At 64.4% G+C, this 25,118-nt stretch carries 16 protein-coding genes; 4 read left to right on the top strand and 12 right to left on the bottom strand.

Features of this window, described 5'->3' with window-relative positions:
- From SB4_RS17280 to SB4_RS17270, 3 genes are all read right to left on the bottom strand, one after another.
- The coding region (locus SB4_RS17280; RefSeq protein ID WP_338112956.1) for an ABC transporter transmembrane domain-containing protein at positions 1-818 on the bottom strand (818 nt) is incomplete at its 3' end.
- An 89-nt stretch (positions 819-907) separates the two neighbouring features.
- Positions 908-5,851 (bottom strand): cadherin domain-containing protein, encoded by a 4,944-nt coding sequence (locus tag SB4_RS20440; protein WP_058753575.1) that lies wholly within the window; start codon positions 5,849-5,851, stop codon positions 908-910.
- Between the two features lie 440 nt (positions 5,852-6,291).
- A complete protein-coding gene (locus tag SB4_RS17270; protein WP_058753574.1) occupies positions 6,292-7,527 on the bottom strand; it encodes a GTP-binding protein in 1,236 nt (411 codons plus the stop codon).
- Positions 7,528-7,772: 245 nt separating this feature from the next.
- On the opposite strand from SB4_RS17270, the gene SB4_RS17260 reads away from it, so the two are divergent.
- From SB4_RS17260 to SB4_RS17250, 3 genes are all read left to right on the top strand, one after another.
- Positions 7,773-8,870: a CobW family GTP-binding protein gene (locus tag SB4_RS17260; protein WP_058753572.1), complete on the top strand. Its 1,098-nt coding sequence runs from the start codon at positions 7,773-7,775 to the stop codon at positions 8,868-8,870.
- A gap of 242 nt (positions 8,871-9,112) precedes the next feature.
- Entirely contained in the window at positions 9,113-9,577 is a 465-nt protein-coding gene (locus SB4_RS17255) for a hypothetical protein (protein WP_058753571.1), read from the top strand.
- A gap of 655 nt (positions 9,578-10,232) precedes the next feature.
- Entirely contained in the window at positions 10,233-11,858 is a 1,626-nt protein-coding gene (locus SB4_RS17250; RefSeq protein WP_241488673.1) for an FAD-binding oxidoreductase, read from the top strand.
- Here SB4_RS17250 and SB4_RS17245 read toward each other — a convergent pair.
- The 3 genes from SB4_RS17245 to SB4_RS17235 are packed head-to-tail and all read right to left on the bottom strand — an operon-like array spanning position 11,786 to position 13,564.
- Entirely contained in the window at positions 11,786-12,097 is a 312-nt protein-coding gene (locus SB4_RS17245) for a hypothetical protein (RefSeq protein ID WP_241488672.1), read from the bottom strand. The two genes, SB4_RS17250 and SB4_RS17245, sit on opposite strands and share 73 nt — an antisense overlap.
- Positions 12,081-13,151: a hypothetical protein gene (locus SB4_RS17240; RefSeq protein ID WP_058753568.1), complete on the bottom strand. Its 1,071-nt coding sequence runs from the start codon at positions 13,149-13,151 to the stop codon at positions 12,081-12,083. The genes SB4_RS17245 and SB4_RS17240 overlap by 17 nt, the downstream gene beginning before the upstream one ends.
- The gene (locus tag SB4_RS17235; RefSeq protein WP_058753567.1) at positions 13,148-13,564 is read right to left on the bottom strand and encodes a DUF4383 domain-containing protein; all 417 of its coding nucleotides are present in this window, start codon (positions 13,562-13,564) and stop codon (positions 13,148-13,150) included. The genes SB4_RS17240 and SB4_RS17235 overlap by 4 nt, the downstream gene beginning before the upstream one ends.
- Positions 13,565-14,147: 583 nt before the next feature.
- Between SB4_RS17235 and SB4_RS17230 the strand changes: the two genes are divergently transcribed.
- Positions 14,148-16,988 (top strand): TonB-dependent receptor, encoded by a 2,841-nt coding sequence (locus SB4_RS17230; protein ID WP_058753566.1) that lies wholly within the window; start codon positions 14,148-14,150, stop codon positions 16,986-16,988.
- 100 nt (positions 16,989-17,088) lie between these two features.
- Here SB4_RS17230 and SB4_RS17225 read toward each other — a convergent pair whose 3' ends face one another.
- The 6 genes from SB4_RS17225 to SB4_RS17200 all read right to left on the bottom strand — a co-directional run bounded on the left by SB4_RS17225 (position 17,089) and on the right by SB4_RS17200 (position 25,051).
- Positions 17,089-18,930 carry a HAMP domain-containing methyl-accepting chemotaxis protein gene (locus tag SB4_RS17225; protein ID WP_058753565.1) on the bottom strand — a complete coding sequence of 614 codons (1,842 nt, stop codon included), beginning with the start codon at positions 18,928-18,930 and terminating at the stop codon, positions 17,089-17,091.
- A 321-nt stretch (positions 18,931-19,251) separates the two neighbouring features.
- Positions 19,252-20,304 carry a LacI family DNA-binding transcriptional regulator gene (locus SB4_RS17220; protein ID WP_058753564.1) on the bottom strand — a complete coding sequence of 351 codons (1,053 nt, stop codon included), beginning with the start codon at positions 20,302-20,304 and terminating at the stop codon, positions 19,252-19,254.
- Positions 20,305-20,312: 8 nt separating this feature from the next.
- Complete coding sequence (locus SB4_RS17215) at positions 20,313-21,794, bottom strand: tryptophan halogenase family protein (protein ID WP_058753563.1); 1,482 nt, start codon at positions 21,792-21,794, stop codon at positions 20,313-20,315.
- The gene (locus tag SB4_RS17210) at positions 21,791-22,822 is read right to left on the bottom strand and encodes a cupin-like domain-containing protein (RefSeq protein ID WP_058753562.1); all 1,032 of its coding nucleotides are present in this window, start codon (positions 22,820-22,822) and stop codon (positions 21,791-21,793) included. Before SB4_RS17210 ends, SB4_RS17215 begins: the two co-directional genes overlap by 4 nt.
- The gene (locus SB4_RS17205) at positions 22,815-23,534 is read right to left on the bottom strand and encodes a SapC family protein (protein ID WP_058753561.1); all 720 of its coding nucleotides are present in this window, start codon (positions 23,532-23,534) and stop codon (positions 22,815-22,817) included. The genes SB4_RS17210 and SB4_RS17205 overlap by 8 nt, the downstream gene beginning before the upstream one ends.
- Positions 23,534-25,051: a tryptophan halogenase family protein gene (locus SB4_RS17200; protein WP_058753560.1), complete on the bottom strand. Its 1,518-nt coding sequence runs from the start codon at positions 25,049-25,051 to the stop codon at positions 23,534-23,536. Before SB4_RS17200 ends, SB4_RS17205 begins: the two co-directional genes overlap by 1 nt.
- Positions 25,052-25,118: the final 67 nt, after the last annotated feature.

Below are 25,118 nucleotides of genomic sequence, written 5' to 3'. Positions count from 1 at the left end.
GCGAAGATCGCGCCGCCCGAAATCTGGTTATCCACCGCCAGCCATGCGCCGAGCCCGAGCGCCAGCGACTGCAATGCCAGCCGCACGAACTTGCCCGCGGTGAGGAAGCCGCCCGCCGCGAAGTTCGCCTCGGTCTGGGCGATCAGCATGGCGCGCCGCTGGCGCAACTGGCGCGCCACCATCGCGCGTCGCATGCCGAGCGCGCGGATGCTGTCCGCTGCGCCGAGCAGCGCGTCCTGGCTGGCATAGGATTGGCTGGCGACCTGCTGCGCGATATCGAGCCGGTGATGGGTGGCGCGCTCGTTGAGCCAGGCGATCACCGGCAACGCGACGCAGCCGAGCACGGCCACCACGCCGATCCAGGGATGGACCAGGAAGCAGACCAGCAGATAGATCGGCACCCAAGGCGCGTCGAACAGCGCGAGTATGCCCGGTCCGGTCAGCGTACCGCGCATCGTGTCGAATTCGCGCAGCGCCGCGCGCGCGCCCGGCAGGTCGGGCCGCCCGAGCGTCGCATCGAGGATCAGGGGCGATAGCGCGGTGTCGAGCTGGACACCCGCGCGCACCAGCAGCCGGCTGCGCACCCGGTCGAGCAGCGACAGCGTCGCCAGCGCGAACAGCAGCACGGCCGTCAGGAAGAGCAGCGTCTGCACCCCCTGGGTCGGCACCACGCGGTCATAGACCTGCAGCATGTACAGCGTCGGCGCGATATAGAGCAGATTGACCAGCGCGCTGAACCCTGCGGCGGCGGCGAGGTGCCGCCGACATTGCCGCAATGCGTCGCGAACATGGGCCTGAACGTCGTGCCCGAGCATCATCACCGTCGATTCAAAATGGCATAGTCAGAATGCGAAGGCCGCGCGATCCACCAACGGATCGCGCGGCCGGTCGCCGATCGTGTCGAGGGTCAGAAGCCGTGGCTGAAGTCGACGAATCGGGGCAGCGCGTGCGTCAGGAAATCGCCGACATCGTCGAGCAGCCCGTCGAGTCCCGGCTGGTGATCCGACCAGTAATCCGGGCCGGAAAACTTGACCGCCTTCACGTCGTTGACATTCAGCAGCGTGACGCTGGTTCCCTGGGTAAAGCTCAGCACGAGATCCTTGACGCCATCGCGGTTGACGTCCTGCACCCGTGCATGAGCGAGGCGGATACCGTCGTCGAGCACCAGGGCGTCGCGCGCCGTGTCGAAGTCGGTGATCGTGTCGCTGCCGTCCAGGCGGCCGAAGTGGAAGGTGTCGGCCCCGGCGCCGCCGCTCAGCGTGTCGTTGCCAAGCCCGCCGAACAGGATGTCGTTGCCCGCTCCGCCGTCCAGCACGTCATGGCCCAGACCGCCGAACAGCACGTCGTTGCCATCGCCCCCGAACAGCCGGTCGTTGCCGAGCCCGCCGCTGAGCTGATCATGGCCGCCAAGCCCGTAAAGCGTGTCGTGGCCCAGGCCACCGGACAGCGTGTCCTCGCCGCCCGTGCCGGTGAGCGTGTCGGAAAAGATGCTGCCGGTGCGCACGATCCCATCGCCGATGCCGGTCACGGTGACCGCCACGCTGGCCGTGCTGGTCAGCCCCTGGCCGTCCGACACGGTGTAGGTGAAGCGATCCACCTGCGACGCGCCGGTGGCCAGCGCATCGAAGGCGTCATGGTCCGCGACATATTTCAGCGTCTGCGTGGCGGCATCGAAGATCACGCTGCCCAGCGTATCGCTGGTGTCGACCTTGATGATCGACAGGGCCTGGCCGGTGTCGGGATCGCGATCGCGATCGTTGCCGAGCAAGGTGGACCACAGATTGGCGGTGGTCGCATCCTCATCGATCGCCACCGCATCCGCCGTCGCAGCGGGAGCCTCGTTGACGTCGTCGACCACGATCGTGAAGCCGTGATCGGTGCTCAGGCCGCCCGTGTCGGTTGCCCGCGCGACGATCTGGTAGTTCTTCACCGCCTCGTAGTCGAGGGCGGCGGTCGTCGTCACCACGCCGGTCGTCGCGTCGACCGCAAACAGGCCCTGGGCATTGTCGACCAGGCTGTAGGCGAGGGCATCGCCCTCCGGGTCGCTGGCCGCAAGCGTGCCCACGACCGTTCCGGCAGCGAGATTCTCCGCCATATGGTCGCCGCTCAGCGCCAGGGCGACGGGGGCCTCGTTGACGTCGCCCACGGCGACCGTGAAGGCCTGCTGCGTCGACAGGCCGCCGCTGTCGGTGACCTTGGCGACCAGCGCATAGGACGCCGCCGCCTCATGATCGAGCGGCGCGGTGGTGGTGACCACGCCGGTCGCGGCATCGACCACGAACAGACCCTTTGCGTCGTCGACCAGGGCATAGGTCAGCCTGTCATTGGCCGTGTCCGTCGCCGACAAGGTGCCGACGATGGCGCCCGCCGCCAGATTCTCGTCGACCGCATCATGGCTCAGCACCAGGTCGCGCGGCGCCATGCCAAGTTGGAGCAGTGCCAGTTGCGGATCATGGTCGGTCGGGCGATCCTCCCCGAACTGCGAATTGAGGTGGACCGAGTCATATTGCGCGTTGGTGAGCAGCCCGCCGGTGACCAGGATATTGTCGATCTGCTGCGCATTGCCCCCGAACATATAGCTGTAGCGCTCTTCGGGGCTGAGCAGCGTATTGAGGTTGGTCAGCACCCCGCCCTTGGCGGGATCGGTCAGCTGGGTCTGGGCATTTTCAAAGTAGAAGCCGTTCCAGTCGCCGAGCACCGCCACGTTGAGTGACGGATCGTCGGCGAGATGCTCCTGGATATAGGCCTTGACGCCCGCGGCCTGCGCGTTGCGCGCCGCATCGCCCGCGTCGGCGGGCGGCTGGATGTTGCCCCACAGCGGATCGCTGCCGCCGCGCGAGGTGAAGTGGACGTCGATCGCGGTGATCTTCTGTCCGGCGAACTCGAACTGCGCGACCAGCGGGTTGCGGCTGTTGTTATAGGCGCTGCCGGTGATCAGCGCCGCGCTGCCCTCGACATAGGACACGCGATCGACATTGTAGAAGAAGCCGTTGCGGATGTTGCCATTGGGCTCGCCGCCGCTCGAATTGGCGGTGGTCGGCGCGATCTCGACATAGGCGTAACGCAGGCCGGACTGGGCGTAGATCGAGTCGATCAGCCCCTGCGCCGTGACGGTGCCCGACAGGTCGCTGCCGGTGCCCGCGCCATCGGCGTCCTGGATCTCCTGCACTGCCAGGATGTCGGGCGCGCGCAGATTATAGACGATGTTGCTCGCCAGCACGTCGAACTTGTTGTCCGACGTGTCGAGATTTTCGAGATTATAGGTGGCGATCGACAGGTGGTTGGCGTCGCCCTGAAGCTGCGTGACCTCCTTGGTCAGCGTCACATCCTTCGTGACGGTGACCGCTTCGGTGACCAGCACCTCGTAATTGTCGAATGAATAATGGACGATGCCGGTCACGCTGCTGAGCTGGTCGCCGATCGTGTAGCCCGGCTTGAAGCCCGCGAAGATTGCGCTGTCGTCGTCGATCTGGATCTTCTCGGGATTATAGTCGATCGTGCCGTCGGCATTGGGCGAGATGGTGATGCCGCCGCGATCGTTCATGCCGGTGGCACCGACGCCATGCGACGCGACGACGTCGGTCTCGCCATAAGAGTTGGTGTTCGATACCGCCTGGGGCGCATCGATCGTCACCCGCATGCCTTCCAGCGACTCCCAGAAATCGATGCCGTCGTTGGCAGGGTCGTAATTTGTCAGCGGGTCATGATCGATCGTGTGCGCCGGGGGCAGGACGCCGCCCGTCCCGATCAGCACGGCAGCGGGCAGCGCATTGCCATGGCTGGCGACGGTGACCGTCGGGGTGACGATCTGCGTGACCGTCAGGCCCTTGGCGTCCCCGGCATATTCCGCCACCTTGCCGCGCACCGTCGCCTCGTCGCCGACCAGGACGGTCGGCTTGGTGCTGGTGAAGACAAAGATCGCGTCGGACGTGCGGTCATTGCCATCGCCGACCGCCGACTGCAGGTAGAAGCCGTTGGAGTCGACGGCGGTGACGACGCCGTTGGTGGCCACCGTCTGGTTGATATAGGCCGAGCTGTGGCCCTCGCCCTGGATCTGGCCGATCGACAGTGCGACGGGGTCGTCGTTGACGATCGTGCCGGTCGCCGTGCCGCGATCGATCACCACATCGCCGCTGGTGGTGCCCAGCGTCACCGACAGCGTTTCATTGCCTTCGCCGACGGTATCGCCCGCGATCGGCACGACGATCTGCTTGCTCGTCTCGCCCGCCGCGAAGCGAAGCGTGCCCGCCAGCACCGCCGCGGCTCCGAGATCGGCGGCGTTCGCGGTCCCGTCCAGATGGACCGCATAGTCGACCGTGGCGGCGTTGGCGGTGCCGCCCGCGCGGTTCACGGTGAAGATCAGGTTGCTGGTGCCGCTATCGCCCTCGACGACGCGGGCATCGTTGACGCGCAGATGCCCCGTGCCGGTCGCCGACAGGAAGCTCTGCCCCGCATTGACCGATCCGAAGCTGTCGGTGCTCGGCGCGGTCCAGGTGAAATCGCCCGCGCTCGACCCGGACCCCTTGAGCTGTAGCGAGAAGCCCGCGCCGGGCGCGGGGGACTCGGCGACGCCGATATCGGTGCTGGTCAGGCCCGCCGCCGCCGTGCCCGCCGCCGCGGTGATCGTGCCGCCATAGGACAGGAACTGCACCACCGTGCCGTCCGGCGCGACCAGCGCCACGCCGTCGGCCGGGCCGTTCTGGAGACCGTTGACCGGATAGCGGAAGGACACCGCGCCAAAGCCATTGCCTTCATCGTCGATCGTGCCCGACAGGGTGGTCGTCGCATAGACCGGTGCCGCATCGGGCGTGTTGGTGCCGTTGTACAGCACCAGCTTATAGCCCGACAGGTCGGTGCCCGCCGCCCCGGCAATCTCGATCGCCTCGCCGACATCGGCGCCGCTATTGTCGTAGTGGATCTCGTTGATGAAGACGTTCGCGGGCGGGGCTGGCGGCGCGGCATCGTCGTTGGTGATCGTGCCCGTCGCGACGGCGCGGGTCAGCGTCGCGCCGCCCTGCGGATCGGAGAGGGTGATGGAGAAGCTCTCGTCGCCCTCGAACACCGTATCGCCCAGCACGGGCAGCCGGATCTGGGCGGTGGTAGCGCCTTCGGCAAACGTCACCGTGCCCGTGCGCACCAGGTCGGCGGCGAAGTCGCTCGCGTCGGCCGCGACCGTGCCGCTGCCCAGGTTCAGCGTCCAGGTCGCCGACACGCCGCCCGCAGTTCCGTCGCTGCGTGTCACGGTGAAGACGATCTCCCGCGTACCGCTGTCTCCTTCGGTCAGGCTGGCGTCGGCGATCGCCAGCGTGCCGGGCGTCGGGGTCGGCGCGGCGTTGCCGAAGGTCTGGCCCGCATTCACCGCTCCGGCGGTCGCGGTGTTAATCAGCGCCCAGTGGAAGTCTTCCGCCGTCGTACCGGTGCCGACCAGCCCCAGCGCGGTGCCGCTCTGCGTCCCGTCCTCATAGACGCCGATATTGACGCTGGTCATGCCCTTGGCCGGGCCGTCGGCGGCGACGAAGCTGCCCTCATAGCTCAGGAACTGCACGACATTGCCCGCCGCATCGACCAAGGCGAGGCCGTCGGGCTCTCCGGCGGCACCCGAGCCGCCGTTCTGGATGCCGTTCGCCGCATAGGCGACCTTCACCGTGCCCATGCCGTTGCCCTGATCGGCGATGGTGCCGGTCAACGCCACCGTGCCATAGGCCGAGCGTTGGGCAGGGTTGCCATTGTACAGGACGATCTTCCAGCCGGTCAGATCCGTGCCGGCCGCGCCCGCGATCTCCACGAACTCGCCCGTATCGCTTCCCGCATTGTCGTAATGGAATTCGTTGATGAAGACCGACGTCGGCATAACTGCTTTCCCCACACCACGCAGCCTCCGAGCGCTGCGTCGAACATGACAGCTACGTTATAATTCCACCGTGACAGGAATATTGCGATCCGATGAATCGGGTCGGCGTAAGACGCAGTTCGTTCCTGAGCTGCGATCAAGCGAGCCTGGTCGGATTTTTCCGGACCTGCGTTCGGCTTTGGCCTGCAACGGAGGTCGGCATGAAGGGGCGTCAGGTGTTGGGGTGTTGCAAATTTCCTGAGGTCATTCCCTTATAGACCATCGTCCCGGAACGCGCGGATGTTGCCAAGCAACCGCGCCCCCGGCTCTGTAGGCCTTGTCGATCGCGGCAGGGATTCTGCTCCTGGGCACCAGCATCGCAGCACGGGGGCAAAGTCCGGTGCTCACCAATCGTGCGCGGGATAGACGGACGCGATAACGCCCTGAGGCTATCACGAACGTCAGTCGGCCGTTTCCAACTGTCGTTCGCCCCAGGCCGGGAACGGATCGCGCAAGTTTGTCCAGAGCGCGGGCGTGAAGGCCGCGCCCGATACCAGGCAGGCATCCAGCCTGGCTCGAATTCGCGCCTCGTCCATGCCGATGCCGATGAAGACCAGTTCCTGCCGTCGGTCGCCCCAAATCATGTCCCAGTGTCTGGCGACGAACTCCTCGAAACGGCCATCGTCGGGCCACTGATTCTTGGGGATTGACGCCCACCAGCGACCCATACGGGCCGTCTCGGTCTGGCTGCCCGCCACTGCCAGTTCACCCACCCAGTCGGGCCGGGTCGCCAGCCAGAAATGGCCCTTGGCCCGCACGACATGGTCGAGGCCGCCATCGGTCAGAAAGGCGTGGAAGCGAGCCGGATCAAAGGGCTGGCGGGCGCGATAGACGAAGCTTTCGATCCCATATTCCTCGGTTTCCGGCTGATGATGGGCATAGCCGTACAGTTCCTTTGCCCAGAGTGGATGGCGCGCGGCCTTTTCCTCATCGAACAGCCCGGTGGCGAGGATCAGATCCAGATCCACGCGCCCATGATCCGCCGGGACGATGACCGCGTCGGCATTGAGGCTGGCGACCAGCTTCTTTACGATGCCAAGCTGCTCCGCCGATACCGATGACGCCTTGTTGACGATGACGACATCGGCGAACTCGATCTGTTCCACCAGCAGGCCGACCAAGCTGCGGGTATCGTCCTCACCCATTGTTTCGCCGCGATCGGCAAGGAAATCCTGGCTCGAATAGTCGGCGAGCAGGTTCAGGGCATCGACCACCGTGACCATCGTGTCGAGCCGTGCAACATCCCCCAGCGAGACGCCCGCTTCGTCGCGGAACGAAAAGGTCGTCGCGACAGGAAGCGGCTCGGAAATACCAGTCGACTCGATGACCAGATAATCGAACCGGCCGGCTTCGGCGAGCGCACGGACTTCGGCCAGCAGGTCATCACGCAGCGTGCAGCAGATGCAGCCGTTGGTCATTTCGACCAGCGCTTCTTCCGAGCGTGAAAGGGCAGCCTCGCCGCCACGCACGAGGTCGGCGTCGATGTTCACTTCCGACATGTCGTTCACGATGACTGCAACCCGCCGTCCCTCGCGATTGGCCAGGATGTGGTTTAGCAGTGTCGTCTTTCCCGCGCCGAGAAAGCCCGACAATACGGTGACGGGAAGACGGCGATCGGATGAAGAGAGGCTTGTCATGACACGTATCCGGTGAGATATGTTACAACATTACATATATGGAGACGCAGCTTGATGTCCAGTGGTATAGCGATGAAGAGGATTGGCGGGCAACGCTGCCACTTGGCCCATCTGGCAACCGCGTCGGACGTGAGCTTGACCCGCTACTTAGGGCTGCGGGGCGTGAGCACGGCGCATTTTGAGCACTGGCGCATCCTGTCGCGTGCGGCTGCAACCCACCGGGCCGGGGCGAGGGCGGGCAAGATATGAGCGCTGTCGTATCGGACGCCAATGCGCGCATCCCGGTGTCGGTGCTGACCGGCTTTCTCGGCAGTGGCAAGACGACCGTGCTCAATCACTTGGTCCGTTCGCCCGACATGGCGCGTGTGCTGGTCATCATCAATGAATTCGGCGCAGTCGGACTGGATCATGAACTGATCGCACGATCGAATGAGGATCTGGTGGTCGAGATAATGGGCGGATGCCTGTGCTGCACCATCCGTGGTGACCTTTCGCAAACGCTGCGCGATGCACCATGGCGTTTCGCGCGCGACGGACAATGCTGGTTCGACCGGGTGATGATTGAAACCACCGGCCTGGCCGACCCCGCGCCGATCCTGCACACCCTGATGACCGATCCGCGACTGGAGCCGCTTTACCGGCTCGACGCCGTCATCACGACGGTGGACGCAGCGGCCGGCATGGCCACGCTTGATGCCCAGCCGGAAGCGGTGAAGCAGGCGGCTGTCGCCGACCGACTGCTGCTGACGAAAACCGACCTTGCCGACGAGGCCGCACAGCAGATGATCCGTGACCGGCTTGCGACGCTCAATCCGTTTGCGCCCATCATCGCGGTCACCAATGGGGCGGTGGAGTCCGCTTTATTGTTTGATGTCGGCCTATGGGACGCCGCCAGCAAGAGCGAGGATGTTCTCCGCTGGCTGGCGGAGGAAGCATCCCACGCCGATCATCATCACCATCATCATCATGACGTGAACCGACATAATGCCGGTATCCGCGCAACCTGCCTGACGTTCGATATGCCCTTGGAGCCGGTCGCATTCGATCGCTGGCTAGGACTTCTCACCATGTTCAAGGGGGCGGATCTGCTGCGGGTGAAGGGGATCGTCAACCTGGTCGGATATGACGCACCCGTGGTCGTCCATGGCGTGCAGCACGTCTTTCACCCACCGGTCGAGCTCGACCGGTGGCCGTCGGCGGATCGGCGTACGCGAATGGTGTTCATCACCCGCAACATCGATCCGGAGGAATTGCGTGGCACGCTGGCGCTGATGACGATGGGGTTGCAGAATGTCGAGCTTCAAGGGCTGATAGAAAGCGTGTCTCCGGAGATACCGGCCTGATCCATGGCTTGAGCATGCTGAACCTGCGACACTGTCCGAGCCTATCCGACATGGGGTTAACATGACGGTTTCGTGGGAACGCTGGCCGTTGCGATGCGGACAGGTGCGGACGCAATCAGTCCTGCCTTGGCTTTCGCTGTTCCTCGTTCGATGCGTTGGAAGAGGCCGTCATGCAGGGAGCATCAGCGTCGGCAACCGCTCCGGCGAAAGAGCCGGCAGAACCTTTCAGAAGGAACGAATGGATGTTTACCGAAGCGATGGTGCACAAGGCGTTGCAAACTTGGTGCGACAATGTGGTGGCGGTCGGCAAAGCTCATTCCGAGGGCGGCGACGCGCGCGCCGTTGCAATGCAGGTGCTCAGCGACAATTACGATTATGACCAAGGGAAGGTTCTGTTCAAACCGACCCTGACCTTCGGCACCCAGACCTTTCGACCGACGAAGGAGGGCGCTCTGGCCTATTTCATCGGGGGGAACGAGGCATTCCCCGATGACACGGGCTTCAAGCTGAAGCCGTGGGTCAAGGTTTGGTATAGCAAAGAGGATTTCATCCTGCATGGCGACCTGGCGATCGTACAATGCAATGTCCATTTCATCGGACAGGACGACACTCACATTTTCGTGAACAAGAGTTTCGTGTTCAAGGAATGTGAAGACGGCAGGGTTCGCATCATCCTCCACCAATCGTCCTTGCCATATCGACCCTGACGGGGCCTCGCGGCAGCGCTCTCGGTCCTTGCGCCGAATGGCTGCCGCCCAGCTGCGGCGGCCATCGGCCAATCTCATATGCGTTTTCCATTCACCCCAGAATATCTCAATCGGAATATACCCAGCCGAAGCGATGACCATCGGGGAACGCCACCACTCGCCGTTCGACGCGGTGCGCTTCCCGCTCGGCAAGCGGGCCAACGCCGGCTTATTCGCTCATTGCCTCACCGACCCGACGCTGTCTGGCGGCGTGCGGCGGTCAGGGTCGTCACGTTGAGATGAGCCATCACCGCACCAACCTTGTGACAGGATTCATCGCCGGGCGATAAAGGGAATGTTTGTCAGGAACGGAAACGGGCGGCCCCGGCGTGATGCGCCCAAGGATGTGGGCCTTCAACGGATATTGTGTAACCGATTGATCGGATCGTTGACCGGAACCTTGGCGACCTGCTCCATCAAGGCGTTGGGCATGGACACGCCTTTGCCACCTTTGCCGCAGGCCGCGAGCGCCATTCAGGCGGCGAGAGGAATCGGAATCATCGAACGCACGAAACACTCCCTGGTTGTGAAACTGCGACTGGCATAGCAATAGGATTCGGGAAAACCGGATATATGAGACGCCGCCGTCAAGCATCTGTGGAACAAGGGAGCGCCAGTGTCGAAACACCAGTATCTCCTTATCGGCGTATCGATGCTTGCACTTGTTGCCGGAAGTACTGCACTTTACATCGCGCCGCTGGCAGCGGGCCCCGTGGGGGCAAAGGATTGCAGCGGAATTCTGCCGCGGCTTTCGCCTCTTTCGCCGCTTCCCGCAAATGTTCCGGAGCCCGACTGGTCGCAGCGCGGCGGCCATGTCAACGATGCCAGCTGCCTCAGCCGGACCCCGGTCGCGGGCGTCGTTCGCGTCAGGACCGAAGCCGATGTCGCCACCGCCTTGCGCTATGCCGCCGCACATGGGCTGACCGTATCGGCGGCAGGGGTGCGCCATTCGATGGGCGGGCAGGCCTTCCGTGCCGGTGGCGTCATGCTCGACATGCGGGGAATGGACACGATCCATCTCGACCCGGAGGCGCGCACGGTCACGGTGGGGGCAGGCGCAACCTGGCACGCGATCCAGCTTGCCCTCCATCCCCGTTTCGCGGTCCAGGCGATGCAGTCGACCGACATCTTCTCCGTCGGCGGTTCGATCAGCGTCAATGCGCATGGCATGGATCACCGGGCGGGTGCGGTGATGGGATCGTTGCGCCGCGTCACACTGATGCTCGCGGACGGGCGTGTGGTCACTGCGTCACGGACAGAGAATGCCGACCTGTTTCGCCACGTCGTGGGTGGATACGGGCTGTTCGGGGTGATCTTGTCCGCGACCTTGGATGTCGTCCCCAATGATATCTATCGTTCCGGTCGCGAGCGGATCGACTATAGCGCCTTTCCAGACACGTTCCGACGGATCGCCGCGGACCCGGCCGTGGGGCTCAGCTACGTCCATCTCTCGACCGCACCCGACAGCCTGTTGCGCGAGGCGTTGGTTTATACCTACACCCGCCATCCGGAGGACCAGGGGCTCGACCGCGCCGCCCTGTCCGAAGTGGCCGCGACCCGGATACGGCGGTTGACCGTCAACCTCGCCAAGCGGAACGACCTGTTCAAGCGGGTGAAATGGTGGAGCGAGAAGCATCTCGAACACCGGTTTGAGCAGTGCACGGTGTCGCGGGCTCAGGCGCAAGGCTCGGGCGAGGCTTGTCTGGTCGCGCGCAACGACCCGATGCATGACTCTGTCGCCTATCTGGCCAACAATCTGCCGGGCGAAACGGACATCCTTCATGAATATTTCGTGCCGCGCGCCCGGATCATCCCGTTCATCGATGGAATGCGGACAATTCTTCGGACCGATCAGGCCAATCTTGTCAACGCCTCAATTCGTGCGGTCGGGCGCGAGGACAATGCGCTCAGCTATGCGCCCGAACCGGCCTTCTCGGTGGTCCTGTATCTCAACCAGCCCACCACCGCGGAGGGGACGGCGGCGATGCGGCGGTTGACCAGCGACCTGATCGATCTGTGCCTGCGCGAGGGCGGGCGGTTCTTCCTGCCCTATCAGCTTCACTATACCCCGGCGCAGCTTGCGCGCTCCTATCCCGAGATCGGCACGTTCTTCGCGGCCAAGCGCAGCTGGGACCCGAAAGGCCTGTTCAGCAACACATGGTATGCGCGCTACGCGCCTTTCTTCGCGAAACAGCCTGCCGCGATGCGCCCCTCGATGACGGCGGGCGCGCCCAAGGCGTAGAGACGCCTTACGAAGTCGGGGGCGTCGCTGCGCGCCAGGGTTGCGCCGTGACGGACTTCCACGACCTGACCACCCGCCTCGGCGACGATCCGGACTGCCCGTGGGCCATCGCCGACCACCGCCACTGGCCGTCCGGCGGGGCCGATGAACGGCATGGCGAGCATCACGCCGAACCATAGGCCAAGGACCAGCACCGCTTGCGCCGTGAAGCGCAGAGCTCGCTCAATAATCATAGACATGCTCGACCTCGCCGCCGCTTTGCCGCACCTGTCGCAGCGTGGCGGTCAGCGCGCGCACCGGCACGACGATCCCGACCCGCCGCCATCCCGCCCGGTCGATGGGCAACGAGAGCCGCACCTTGCCCGGCGGCGCGGCGGTGGCGGGAAGGAGCACGGTGACGAATATCTCGCCGTTACCCGCAATCTCCATCAGGTCGATCCGCGCGTCGGCGAGCTTGCCCAGGATATCGTTGAACTGCTGGTATCGCGGTGCCTGCGCAATCGTGAGGCCGTCCACGCTCGAGCCGATGGGCACGATCCTGGGATCGACGGCGCGCAGAGCCTGCGGTGCTGCACGGGCGACGAAGCGCAAGGTGGTTTCATCATGTCCCACCGTCGCCCCGGTGGCCGCGTCGATCGCCTTCGCATAGAGAGCCTTCACGCCATATTCGGCCGAAAGCGCGAAACGCCGTTCCCAATGCCGCGCATGCTGGAGCGGTTCGTCGGTCCGCCACTCGTCCCGCAGCGCCTGACCGAAGGGAAAGCGGAACCACGGCGTTTCGTGCAGAAATGCGCCATAGCGTCGCTGGACCATGGCGGCGTGGCGGTCGTCGGCGCTTGTCCATCCGCTCAGCCATTCGAATAAGCGCCCGACGGTGCGTTCATAGGCTGCATTGACCAGCAGTTCGGCGGTGTAGCTGATGCCGATGGTATAGATGGTCAGCTTGTAGTCGCTCGCGGTCGAACTGCCCATGGTCAGTTGGTTGACGGTGCAATAGCTGGTCCAGAAGGACGCGATGTGCCGTCCGAACGGAAAGGCGCTGGGTGGCGCGCCGCGGTCCAGATGGCGCGCATAGCTTTCCGCCTCATAGACGATGTGCCATTCGGGATAGGTCAGAAAGGTCGCTGCCAGCGGTCGCCGGTCGGCAGGCGGCAGGATCGAACGATAGGGCGGGGCGCCGGCCCGGTCCGCCGGGGGCGTGCGGCACCCCCCTTCGATATAGGAGACCGGTACGATCACCGTGCCCGCGACGAGCGCGGCCGCCGCGATCGCCAGTTTCCAACGGCGCCTCACCTTGCCGGTTCGGGACAACGGGCGAGCCGATACCCGACCCAGATCGCCACGCCACCGATCACCAGATGAGGCAGATTGGCGAAGATGTGGACGGCGACCGACTGTCTGATCGGCCCGTAGAGAAAGATGCCGCCGTCGAGATAGCCGCTACCCAGAAACAGCCCCATCACGCCGTCGGCGAAATAGAGTGGGCCGAACAGCCGAAAATAGCGCCGCGCCGCGCCATAGGACCACCAGGCCGCAACGCCCGCCCAGACGCCCGAGAAAAAGTGAAGGCTGTCGTCATACAGGTCGAGTTTGAACAGCCCGAAAAGATTGCCGTTCGCATCTAGAAACGGCGGAATATGTCCGATCGCCACCACCAGCATAAAGCCGACGCAATAGGCCGCACCGATCGCACGCACTGTCTTCATCGCCGATGTTCCTCCCGCGTATTTTTGGCCCTGCTTATTGCATAGTCCGTCTCGTCAAAAGAACGCATATTAGGATGCTGGCTTTGCCCTCTCCTTGGTGATGCCAAGGGGGCTTCGCCCTTCGGCGACCTGTCCGGTCCAATTGACGTCGCGGCTCCGCAAGTCATGGGATGGGCCAGTCCTGCCCATGTGACCACCCGCTGAAATTCGGCTGATGAGAGGGGTGGGGTGAAGGGGCTGGAAAAAGACACGCCCGGCTTGGGCGGGTGATTTCGTATCCGACAATCCTGGACGCATCCCAAGCACGCTCGGACCGCGCCGACCGGCGCAGCGCAAGCTGCCTCGGTGTCAGCCGACGCATGGCCAAAAAATTACGCCGTGATTGATGCCGATGAACACGTTCTCGAAAACCCACTTGCATTCTCATTTGTAATGTTAGACTTTCATATGTGCCATTAAAGACTTCTCGGTCAGGGAGGCGTGGCGGTGAGGGAGGACGGCCATCCCGGTCTCGCACAAGCTTTTGTCACGAATTGGTGGCAAATGAGCAGGTGCACTCTCGCTTATAAAAAGGAGAGATGGCATGCGCTATAAATTCAGCCTTCTTATCGGAACGGCGGCATGCTTGGCGGTCGGATCGGCCGCGCATGCCCAGACGAACGGCCCGATCGACGCCACCACGGCAACGGCCGCCCCCGCACAGGCGACGCCTGGCGTCGGGAGCGCCGACGTCGGCTCGGAACAGGGCGCGGAAATCGTCGTCACCGGCTTTCGCCGATCGCTCGACATCGCCAACCAGATCAAGCGCAACGCCAATGTGGTCAGCGATGTCATCTCTGCGGAGGATATCGGGAAATTCCCCGACCTGAACCTTGCGGAATCGCTGCAACGTATCACCGGTGTTCAGATCACTCGGTCGGCAGGCGAAGGATCGGGTGCGTCCATCCGTGGCCTTCCGCAGGAATTTACGCGCGTCCAGTATAATGGCCGGACGCTGGGAAGCGGCGGCACGCGGTCGTTCGATTTCACCGCCTTTTCGTCCTTGTTCACCAGCTCGGTCGAGGTGCTGAAGTCGCCGACCGCCGATATGATCGAAGGCGGCCTGTCGGGTACGGTCAACGTCAAGACCGCAAGGCCGCTCGACATCGGCAAGACCACGCTCAGCGCCTCGGTCGAGGGCGTCTATGAGGAAAATCGCGGGAAGCTGACGCCGCGGGTGGCTGCGCTCGGCAATTGGGTGAACGCCAGCGGCACCTTCGGGGTCAATGCGGGCATCGCCTTCGAGCGCCGTGACTATCGCGAGAAGTTCCTCAACACCTATGGCGCCGAAACCAGTCGCGAGTCACCGCTGTTCGACAGCAGTGGACGCGCGGTGCAGGGCGGCAAGTCGCCGCCGATTGATTACAATGTCGATGGCGACTTTAACGACACCTACAGCTTCCAGCACGGCTTCGACAATTGGAACACGCAAGGGCGGCGTGATCGACTCACCGCGATCCTGGGCTATCAGTGGAAGCCGACCGAAGAGCTCGAACTCTATGGCGACGCCTTTTACAGCAGCCTGAAGAGCGCCCAATATGTCAGCCGCGCGCAGGTGCGCTTCACCGATATCGCACCGCAGATTCCGGGCGGCACCAACTATGGCGTACGATCCAGCACGATCGACACGAGCTTCGTCGGCCAGCTGCTCGGCGGCTCGCAGGGCTTCCTGACCGCGCTGGATGCGGACGGCGTCAGCATCCAGGCGACCGCCCGTGAATATAACTCGAAGATCAACGTCTTCTCGGTGGCACAGGGTGCGAAATGGAAAAGCGGCAACCTGACGCTGGAGGCGCAGGGTTCCTATTTCCGGGCGACCAACGACACCCGCACCTTCGGCCTTCAGGCGCAGGGTCGCGCCTCGGCACAGCTCACCTTCCCCAATGGCCTGGGTGGCGGCCCCCTGGTCGGCTTCTCGCGCGGCTACGATCCGTTGAACGGCAGCAATTTCTACCTGAACGCCGAGGATCTGGGGGCCTTCACCAGCCCGGACCGCAATATCGAAGGACGCTTTGACGCGACCTACGCGCTGGGCGAGGATTCCTTCATCCGATCGGTCAAGGGCGGCGTGTTTGCCAGCGGCCGCCGCTTCCGGAACACCTCGGCCTTCTCGGTCCTGAATGCCCAGCAGATCGCGGCATTGTCGAATGGCAAGCTCACCGTCACGCCCGGTGTCGAGGGCGGCGGGGGCATCCCGGCTGCGGCCTTCCTTTCGGCAGGCGATTTCTCGGGGTTGCCGGGCAATGCGCGTCTTCTGGTGTTCGATGTGGGCAAGTTCGCATCGGTGGTCCCGCGATCCGCCTTTTACGACGATCAGGTGATCCCGGTGCAGCCGGGCGCAGGCTTCAATGTCGAGGAGAAGACGCTGGCCGCGTACGGCCAAGTCGACTTTGCCGGCATGGACGATCGTCTGGCGGGTAACTTCGGCGTGCGCTGGGTACAGACGCGGACGTCTTCGGAGGGGTTGGTCCCGAACCTGGACGCGCTGATCGTCGAGGCGGATCGGGTGACGGTGACCGTGCCCGCCGCGGGCCAGACCTCGCTGAAGGCGAAATACAGTTCGTTCCTGCCCAGCCTGAACATCCGGTACAATCTGACGCCGGAACTGGTCATCCGTGGCGCCGCCGCGCGCGTGATCGGGCGCCCCGGTCTGGGCCAGCTGAACGCAGGCACCTCGGTCGATGCGAATATCCGCTCGATCTCTTCGGGAAATCCGGCGCTGAGGCCCTACAAGTCCGATCAGCTCGATCTGTCGCTGGAATATTATTTCGCGCGCGGCGGGTTGCTGTCAGTGGCGGGCTTCTACAAGCACCTGACCGACTATATCGTCTCCGGCCAGACGACGGAGACCCATACGGTCACGTACCGGTCGGGGGGCAGCGCGACGCTGGAGTTCCGGCGGAACCAGCCGCTCAACCTGCTCAGCGGCGACGTCAAGGGCCTGGAAGTCGCGGCGCAATTGCCGCTATCCTATGTCACGCGCACGCTCGACGGGTTCGGGCTGTTTGGAAACTACACCTATATCGATGCGCCCTCCATCCCCCGCACGCAGGGCGGACAGGCCTTTCCGCTGGATGGCGTCGCCCGACACAACTATAATGTCGGCGCCTATTTCGAGAAATATGGCGTCGGCGTGCGCGGCTCCTATTCGTATCGCGGCCGCTACTCGAATGGCGGCGGCACCTTTGGCGACGGCAATTTCGTGCGACCCTATGGGCAGCTGGACGGGTCGATCAGCTACAAGCTGACCGAGAATGTCGATCTGAGTGCCGACGTGACCAACCTGCTGAACGAAAAGTCCTATCAGGACAATTCCTTTGGCCTACTATCCTATAGCGGCTTCACCGGCCGTCGTTTTACGGGCGGCGTGCGGATGCGCTTCTGATCCATGACTCAGTCGGCACCTCGGGAAGCGTAGGCGAACGCGACCGGGCGTGGATCTCATGGACGACCATGATGTCCACGCCCGAGACCGTATCACCCGCTTAGAATTCGGACCACTCGTCCTCGGACACCGCAAGCGCGGTGTTGCCTGCCGTTCGCGGCGGCGTGGCCTTGGCGATACGGCGTGCGGCGGTCGCCGCGCGATGTTGCAGGTCATGGACCGGTGAGGCGGATGCGACGGGCGCGTTGCCCACCCGGAACCGGGCGATCTGGAGGCTCATCCCGTCGACCTCGGAAGCAAGGCTGCGTGCCGCGGCGGTCGCTTCCTCCACCATCGCCGCGTTTTTTTGCGTCACGCCGTCCATTTCGGATACAGCCGTGTTGACCTGCTGGAGGCCGGTGGCCTGCTGCTCGGCCGACGCCGCAATCGCGGAAACCAAGCCGTTGATCTCGCCGATCTTGCCGATGATACGCTCGAGCGCCTCGCCCGTCTCGCCGACGAGCTGCACCCCCGCCGTCACCTGTACGGACGATGCGGTGATCCGAGCCTTCACGTCCTTGGCGGCCTCGGCGGAACGCTGCGCTAGGGCGCGCACTTCGGAGGCGACCACTGCGAAACCCTTGCCGGCGTCTCCTGCACGCGCCGCTTCCACACCCGCATTCAGTGCCAACAGGTTGGTCTGGAACGCGATGCCGTCGATGACCGAGATGATCTCGGAGATTTCGTTCGACGTTCGCTCGATGCCGCCCATGGCGTCTACCGCGCGGCGCACGACCGCGCCCGACCGTTCCGCTTCGTCACGGGCGTCGCGAACGGCGGTGTCGGCACGATTGGCGCGCTCCGCCGTCGAACGGACCGTCGAGGTGATCTCGTCCATGGCCGCCGCCGTTTCTTCCAGCGACGCGGCCTGTTGCTCGGTACGCTTCGAGAGATCGTCCGAGGCTTGGCGGATGTCGTTGGCACCGCTGTTGATGCCGCTCGCAGATTCGGTGACCTGCCTAAGGGCATTGCGTAAAGAGGCTGCCGCTTCGTTGAAGTCCGACTGGAGCTTGGCGTAGGCGGGCGGGAAATCCTGCTTCAACTGGAAGGTCAGATCGCCGTCGGCCAGCGCGGCGAGGCCGGTCGCCAATGCCTCGGTCGCCTGCGCGGCGGCGACGGCCTTTTCCTGCTCGGCCCGGACGACCGACTGGCGGAACACGTCGACCGATCGCGCGATGTCGCCGATCTCGTCCTTCTGGTCGAGATGCGGCACGTCCGCCGTCCCGTTCTGCGACGCAAGCCCGCGGATCGTTTCGGCCAGTCGCTGGATCGGAGCGACCACCTTCGACAAGATGATGATCAGCGACATGACCAGCACCGCAATCCCGCCCAGTACGAGTGCGATCATGATGGTGCGGTTCATCCGCGCCGTGTGGGTGGCGGCGTTGCCGGTGTTTTCCGCGATCTTGAGCTGGAGGTTGACCAGCTTGCCGATGGAGTCGGATACAGGATCGATGCTCTGATAGAGCTTGTTCAGGACGAAACCGTCAAGGGCGGCGCGGTCCCCATTGTTCAGGATCGTCAGAAGTTCGGCGACATGCTCGTCGGCAACCCGCATCCGGGTCTCGGCCTCCGCCGCAAGGGCAGCTTCTTCCCCGTCGATCTGAGTGGCGCGATACGCCTTCCAATGCTTATGCAAGTTTTCCGAGCCATCTCGCACCTTGGCGGCCGACTGGGCAAAAGTGAAATTGCCGTTGCGCGCCTTGTGTGAGGCATCGACGATGTCGACCGCGTATTTGTCGGCGACTGTCTTCAGGTCGCGCATGGGTACGAGGCGATCCTGAAGGATCGAGTCGAGTGCCGTCTTGTTGGTGCTCATGCTCCAGAACGATAAGGTCGCGAGCAGCACAATCGACAACGCCAACGCCGCCAGGCAGGCGAAGAGTTTGCTACGGATGGTCATACGGTCCTCCTGAAGGAGCCGTATATTTTCCAATGCTTAAAATTTAACTTTGACTCCAAAACGGAATTTATCAGAAGTCAACTGCCAACGAGTTGATCTGGGATATTTCTTTAAATTGAGAAGCTTGGGTCGTACTCGTCCCGATAGAGCCATTCCTATTGGTGCGAGAGGAGAGCATGTCGAAGACGTTTGCCAGGGCGCAAGGAGGGCGAACGCTGAATCCTCGGCAGAGCGTCCCAGCCCGCGTCTGTTGGGCTCTTGTCGAGTGGCTTCGCTAAGGGCGAGGTGATTTCCTGGCCTATGCGGACCTGGCAGACTTCCTTATCGCAATGGCGCGGTCGAGGCGCGTATGGCGAGTTCGGCCGGGGTGATGACGGGACCGGTGGGAGTAGGGCGCCCGGCTTGCTCGGCGATGATGAGTTCGACCGCACGGGCGGTGACATCGGCGATGGGTTGAACCACGGCCGTCAACGGCGGGTGGACGAAGCGCACGATCGGTGTGTCGTCGAAGCTGACCAGCGACAGGTCGTCCGGGATCGCCAGCCCCCGCTCGCGCGCCAGCTCCAGCGTCGCCAAAGCCATTTGGTCGTTGCTGGCGATGATGGCAGTCGGGGCGGTCGCGCTGTCGAGCAGTGCGCCAGCCGCGGCCCGACCCGAGGCGAAACTGAAATCGCCCTTGGCCAATAGCCCCTCACAGGACAGGCCCGCCGCCGTCATCGACTTGCGCCACCCCTCGACCCGCCAGCCGCTCAGCTCATAGTCGTCCGGCCCGGCGATGAAGCCGATCCGCCGATGGCCGAGTGCGGCGAGATGGTCCGTCGCCATCCGCGCCGCGCCCTCATCGTCGATCGACAGCGCAAAGCCGCCGCCCGGCTTGAGCGACCCGATTCGGGCAAAGCTGATCCCATGCGCATCCAGCAGCTGCGTGATCAGCGGATTTTCCGAATGCGGCGGCGTCAGGATAACCCCATCGGGCTGCAGCGAGGCAATCGCGCCGAGCAGTTCGCGCTCGATATGGTCGCTATGCGTGTCGACCAACTCGACGATCAGGCGATAGCCGTGCTCGGCGCAAGTCAGCATACCCCCCAGCATCATCTGGTCGACCCAGTCGGTGCCCTGGCGGTTGCGCCAGTCGGCAATGGTCCGCTCCCGGTCGTTGAGCGCGACGATCAGATAGGAGCGCGATCCGCCCATGCGCTGCGCCGCGATCGAGGGGACATAGCCGAGCTTGGCGATCGATGCCTGCACCCGTTCCATCATCTCGGGGCGGACATTGGGCTCCTTGTTGATGACCCGGCTGACGGTCTGGAGCGACACGCCCGCATCGGCGGCGACATGGCGGATGGTGACGGACTGGCGACGACGGGGCGGCATGGTCGGGGTCAGGCCGCCGTGCCGCAGTGGCGCGCGACATAATCGGCGTGCGGCGGCAGGCTGCGCACCGTCGTCGCGACATTCTGGCGCAGCGTGGACAGCAGCCGCTCCAACTCCTCGTCGCTGAGGCGCGCGGTGATCGGGTGATGGCTCTCCGGGGTAATACCCTGGCCCATCATGACCTGGACCCAGCTGTTTTCGGCGAACAGTTCGTCGTTGCGGCGGAAGACGCGGCCCGTCTCGCGGAAAAGGGCGATCTTGTGCGCCAGGCTGTCGGGCACGTCCATGTCCGCGCATTGGCGCCAGAAGGCGCTGTCGCGCCGTTCATGGACCTTATAGTGCAGGATCAGGAAGTCGCGGATCTGCAGCATGTCGGTCATCTGCTGGTCATTGAATTCGGCCACGTCATGCGCGCTGATCGGACCGCCGGGAAGCAGGCGGATCAGCCGCAGGATCGCACGCTGGATCAGGTGGATGCTCGTCGACTCCAACGGCTCCAGGAAGCCACCGGACAGGCCGACCGCGATGCAGTTGCGATGCCACTGCTTGCGGCGGGCGCCCGTCTGGAAGCGCAGCATGTTGGGCTCGGTCAGGACCTTGCCTTCGATGGTATCCAGCAGCTTCGTCCGCGCCGCGTCGTGATCCATATAGCGGCTGCAATAGACGATGCCGTTGCCTGCCCGGTGTTGCAGCGGGATGCGCCATTGCCACCCCGCCTCATGCGCGATGGCGCGGGTATAGGGTACTGGCGGCCGCACGCTTTCGGTCTGCACCGCGACGGCGGCGTCGCACGGCAGGTAATGGCTCCAATCGTCGAACCCGACATGCAGCGCACGTTCGATCAGGAGCGCGCGAAAGCCGGTGCAGTCGAGGAACAGGTCACCCTTGACCCGTCGTCCGTCGTCCAGCACCAAAGCGGCGATACCGCCGGTGTCGGGGTTCAGGTCGACCTGGGCAATCCGCCCCTCGATCCGCGTAGCGCCGTCCCCCTCGGCCATGCGGCGCAAGAACCGGCCGTACAGCGTCGAGTCCAGCTGATAGGCATAGTTCATTCGCTCGTCGGGCAGATGCGCGAACCTGCCCTCACGCGCGGCGACCAACTCCAGGCAATATTCGTCATAGGGCGCACCGTGACCCCGACGGACGCCGTCCAGCCAGAAATGCTGGAACCCCGCCGCCCAGTGATCCTTGCCGGTCAGCCCGAAGGAGTGGAAATAGCGGTCGTCCGGCCCCTTCCACCCGTCGAACTGGATGCCCAGCTTGAAGGTCGCCTGGGTCGCGGCCATGAACTCGGCCTCGTTGATACCGAGCAGCCGGTTGAAGGTGATGATCGGCGGAATGGTCGACTCGCCGACGCCGATCGTGCCGATCGCGTCAGATTCCACCAGCGTGACGCTGACCGCGCGACCCAGTGTGCGGGCAAGAGCGGCGGCGGCCATCCAACCGGCGGTGCCGCCGCCAGCGATGACGATCCGGCGGGGCGCGCTCATCGGCTAAGTGCCCGCAGCAGGAAGGCGCGGATACGGCCCGCGAGATCGGGGGTCATCGGATCAAGGATACCGCGACCGCCCTGGGAAATATGAGCCACGACGCTCTCGTCATTGGCGAAGACATAATGGTCGAACATCTCCCGCCAATGCGCCTTCTGGTCGGCGGGCAGGTCGCGGATCGTCATCATCGCGTGGTTCAAAGCCTCTTGCGGCTGGCCCAGCCAGCGGGGCGCGTCGCGCCACCAGTAATTGACCAGCACGTTGAAATCCGCGGTTCCCTCGACATGGTGCCACCAAAGGGCGGGGATGAAGACCGCATCGCCAGCCTCCAACTCGGCCAATTGCCCGCTTGCCAGCGCCTCGGCGAAGCGGGGGTGGCGGTCGAGATCGGGGGCGTGGAAATCGACCATGCTGACCGCGCGGCCCGCAGGCGTGTTGTCGACCGGGCCGAGATAGAGGTTGCGGAACTGATCGCGTGGGAAGAGCGTGAAGCGCCGCTGCCCGACCGCGCAGACCGCCAGATTATGCGGGACGTCATTATGTGCCGCAATCCGCGTGCGCGTGCCGATCCAGATGCTGGCCAGCAATTCGCGCTCGCCCAGATCGATCTGGTTCGCCTCGTGCAGCCCGTCGAAATAGCGCTGCATATCGATCGAGGCGAGATAGATGGACGGCGCGTCCGGCTTGCCCGCAAACTCGGTAATGCGGGTGAAGATTTCGGGAAGCCCCGCCTCCATCATCCGGAAGTTCATCGCCATCGCATCGTCGTAGAACAGTCGCCCGCCGCTGCCTGGCACACCGACGGAGACGGTGAAGGGCCGGTCGCGACGATGGTCGAGCAGATAGGCCCGCGCCGCCTCCGCCGAGCGTCGGCCCGCCTGAACCAGCGGCCAGTCGGCGGCCAGTCCGCGCACGACGAAGGGGCGGTCGGCCTCGCGCAGTACGCGGTCGAGTTCGGCTGCATCGACAACCGTCACCTCGGGCACCCGCGGCAGGGCGGTCAATAGTCCAGGCTCGGCCTCAGCCACGCGTACCCCGCCGATTGCGCCGTGCGATCAGTCCGCTGAACTGGCTGAGCGAGGCCGTCGCCATGTAGATGGGCTCCAGATAGCCCGCTGCCTGAAGCTCGGCGAGCGCCGTACCGCTGAGCGCGGCCAGCCGCTCCTCGGCGATGATATGATAGCCGATCAGCCGGTTGGCCGATCCGTCATCCAGCGTCACGTCCAGCGTGAAGGGCTCCAGCAATTCGTGGCGCTGGAGCGCGGCAAAGAAATCGCCCGCTTCCCGAAAGCCGTGGTCGAGCGCGCCGACCTGTTCGATGATCCGCTCCAGATAGGGGGTGGGGCGGCCGTGCTTGTCGAACACGCGCACGCCTTCTTCTCCGGTCGCGATGCGGGGCGATTCGAGGTCGACATGCACCTGCTTGGGGCCATCATCGTCGGGGCTGCCGCCGATCAGGAACGGCTGGATATCGATCGCCAGGGGGCGATAGCGCGCATCCCAGCGGCCATCCGCCACATAGAGGTTCTCGCCATTCTCAAATCCGAACATGGCGAGCGCGCTGAATTGATCGCGGGTGTCGTTGAGACGGAACAGGATGGGATATTCTGCCTGCACCGCGCGAAATTCGGCCGGAACGGTGATGCAGGCCATGCGTGCATCGCCCAGCGCGGCGTCGCGGTGCTCCAGGATGCGCAAGTCGCGATGATCATCGGCGCTCAGGGCTTCGTGGCGGGACATCAGGCGATTCTTTCAGCAAGAGGTGCCTGCTCGGCGCGCAGCGCATCGAGATAGGCGCGGTTGGTCGGCAGGCTCGCCGTCAGCGCACGGGCACGCTGGTCGATCTGGCGAAGCTGGTTCGGCAGGTCGGGACGGGCCGCGCGACGGACGGGCGAGGGGAGGGGTGCGGGAAAACCCATACCCCATAGGATGTAGCGATAGCTGGCCGCCGGAAACAGCTCCTCCTGCATCGGCAGGTCGAGTGCGGAGGGCGCACGATGCCGCCACAGCACCAGCGCCTCGACCAGCCTGTCGGGGATGGAGGCGGGATCGCGGTGCGCGCGCCAATAGGGCTCGTCGCGCTGGCTGAGTACGTAATGCAGCTTCAGAAAGTCGACGATCCGCTCCCAGCGATAGCGGGCCAGCGCGTTGAAGCGCTGGGCCTGGATCGCCATCACCTTCCGGTCCACCGGGAAATCGTCCAGCAGCGCGTCGAGCGACAGCTCGATCATGACGATGGCCGAGGCCTCCAACGGCTCCATGAACCCGGCCGACTGGCCGATGGCCAGGCAATTGGCCGTCCAGGGCTGGGCCCGATAGGCCGAGCGGAAGCTCAGGCGGCGCGGGGCGGGGCTCTCCAGCGCGATCCGTCGACAATAGTCGGTCAGAATGCCCTCCGCCTGATCGTCGCTCATAAAGGCGGACGCATAGACGCAGCCGATGCCGCGCCGCGTCGGCAGGCCGATGTCCCAGATCCAGCCAGCGGCGTGCGCGGTCGCCATCGTCTGCGATGCGATGGGGCTGTCAGGGGTGACCGGCAACTGCACGGCCAACGCCCGGTCATTGAAAAGGACGGAGGAAGCATCGATCAGCTCCGCTCCCAGCGTCTCGTCGATCAGCAGGCCGCGGCGCCCGGTACAGTCGAGGAAGAGGTCCCCCGCAATCGCCCCCGACTGGCGGGTCGTCACCGCCCCGATGTCGCCGCTCTCGACCCGATCGACCGAGACGACGTGATCGCGGACATGCCGCACATTCAGACGGGTGGTCGCGTGGCGGGCCAGCAGCGTCGCAAGCTTGGCGGCGTCGAGATGATAGGCATAGTTCAGCGCGCCCCCATAATCGGGCATGGCGGGCTGGCGCGGGGCCAAATTTTCGACGCAGACCTGCGGCTGGGCGCAGGCGGTGAAGGCAAAAGGCCGATCGCCGGGCAGGTCAGCAGGATCGACATCGATCGGCGGAACGAAGGGGTGGTAATAGCGATCGTCGTCCACGCCTGTCGTCCAGCCGTCGAAGCAGGTCCCCTGCTTGAACGACCCGTCACAGGCCAGCAGCACCTCGGCCTCGCCAATGCCGATCCGCTCCAGCGTCCGGCGGATCGTCGGCCAAGTGCCTTCACCCACGCCGATGGTGGGCACGTCGGGAGATTCGATCAATGTCACCGTGACCGAACCCATGGTTGCGGCAGCGATGCGGCAGGCGGCCAGCCAACCGGCCGTACCGCCGCCCACGATCACGATTCGGGTGACAGGCTTGTCCACCGCTTTCCCTATCCCCGACCGTCTTCCGACATCATCCTTGCCGTCGATATGGAGGAAAAGCCAGTGT

The organism is Sphingomonas sanguinis (assembly GCF_001476905.1).
GTDB classification, from domain to species: Bacteria; Pseudomonadota; Alphaproteobacteria; order Sphingomonadales; family Sphingomonadaceae; genus Sphingomonas; species Sphingomonas sanguinis_B.
The sequence above is the reverse complement of the archived record's forward strand: the minus strand, read 5'-3'. Positions and strand labels throughout refer to the sequence as shown.

Excerpts from the sequence above, each read along its gene's own strand:
- SB4_RS17260 (WP_058753572.1), top strand. The coding sequence starts at position 7,773 with ATGAGCGCTGTCGTATCGGACGCCAATGCGCGCATCCCGGTGTCGGTG.
- SB4_RS17230 (WP_058753566.1), top strand. The coding sequence starts at position 14,148 with ATGCGCTATAAATTCAGCCTTCTTATCGGAACGGCGGCATGCTTGGCG.
- SB4_RS17235 (WP_058753567.1), bottom strand. The coding sequence starts at position 13,564 with ATGAAGACAGTGCGTGCGATCGGTGCGGCCTATTGCGTCGGCTTTATG.
- SB4_RS17245 (WP_241488672.1), bottom strand. The coding sequence starts at position 12,097 with ATGTCTATGATTATTGAGCGAGCTCTGCGCTTCACGGCGCAAGCGGTG.
- SB4_RS17220 (WP_058753564.1), bottom strand. The coding sequence starts at position 20,304 with ATGCCGCCCCGTCGTCGCCAGTCCGTCACCATCCGCCATGTCGCCGCC.
- SB4_RS20440 (WP_058753575.1), bottom strand. The coding sequence starts at position 5,851 with ATGCCGACGTCGGTCTTCATCAACGAATTCCATTACGACAATGCGGGA.
- SB4_RS17205 (WP_058753561.1), bottom strand. The coding sequence starts at position 23,534 with ATGTCCCGCCACGAAGCCCTGAGCGCCGATGATCATCGCGACTTGCGC.
- SB4_RS17270 (WP_058753574.1), bottom strand. The coding sequence starts at position 7,527 with ATGACAAGCCTCTCTTCATCCGATCGCCGTCTTCCCGTCACCGTATTG.
- SB4_RS17215 (WP_058753563.1), bottom strand. The coding sequence starts at position 21,794 with ATGAGCGCGCCCCGCCGGATCGTCATCGCTGGCGGCGGCACCGCCGGT.
- SB4_RS17255 (WP_058753571.1), top strand. The coding sequence starts at position 9,113 with ATGTTTACCGAAGCGATGGTGCACAAGGCGTTGCAAACTTGGTGCGAC.
- SB4_RS17225 (WP_058753565.1), bottom strand. The coding sequence starts at position 18,930 with ATGACCATCCGTAGCAAACTCTTCGCCTGCCTGGCGGCGTTGGCGTTG.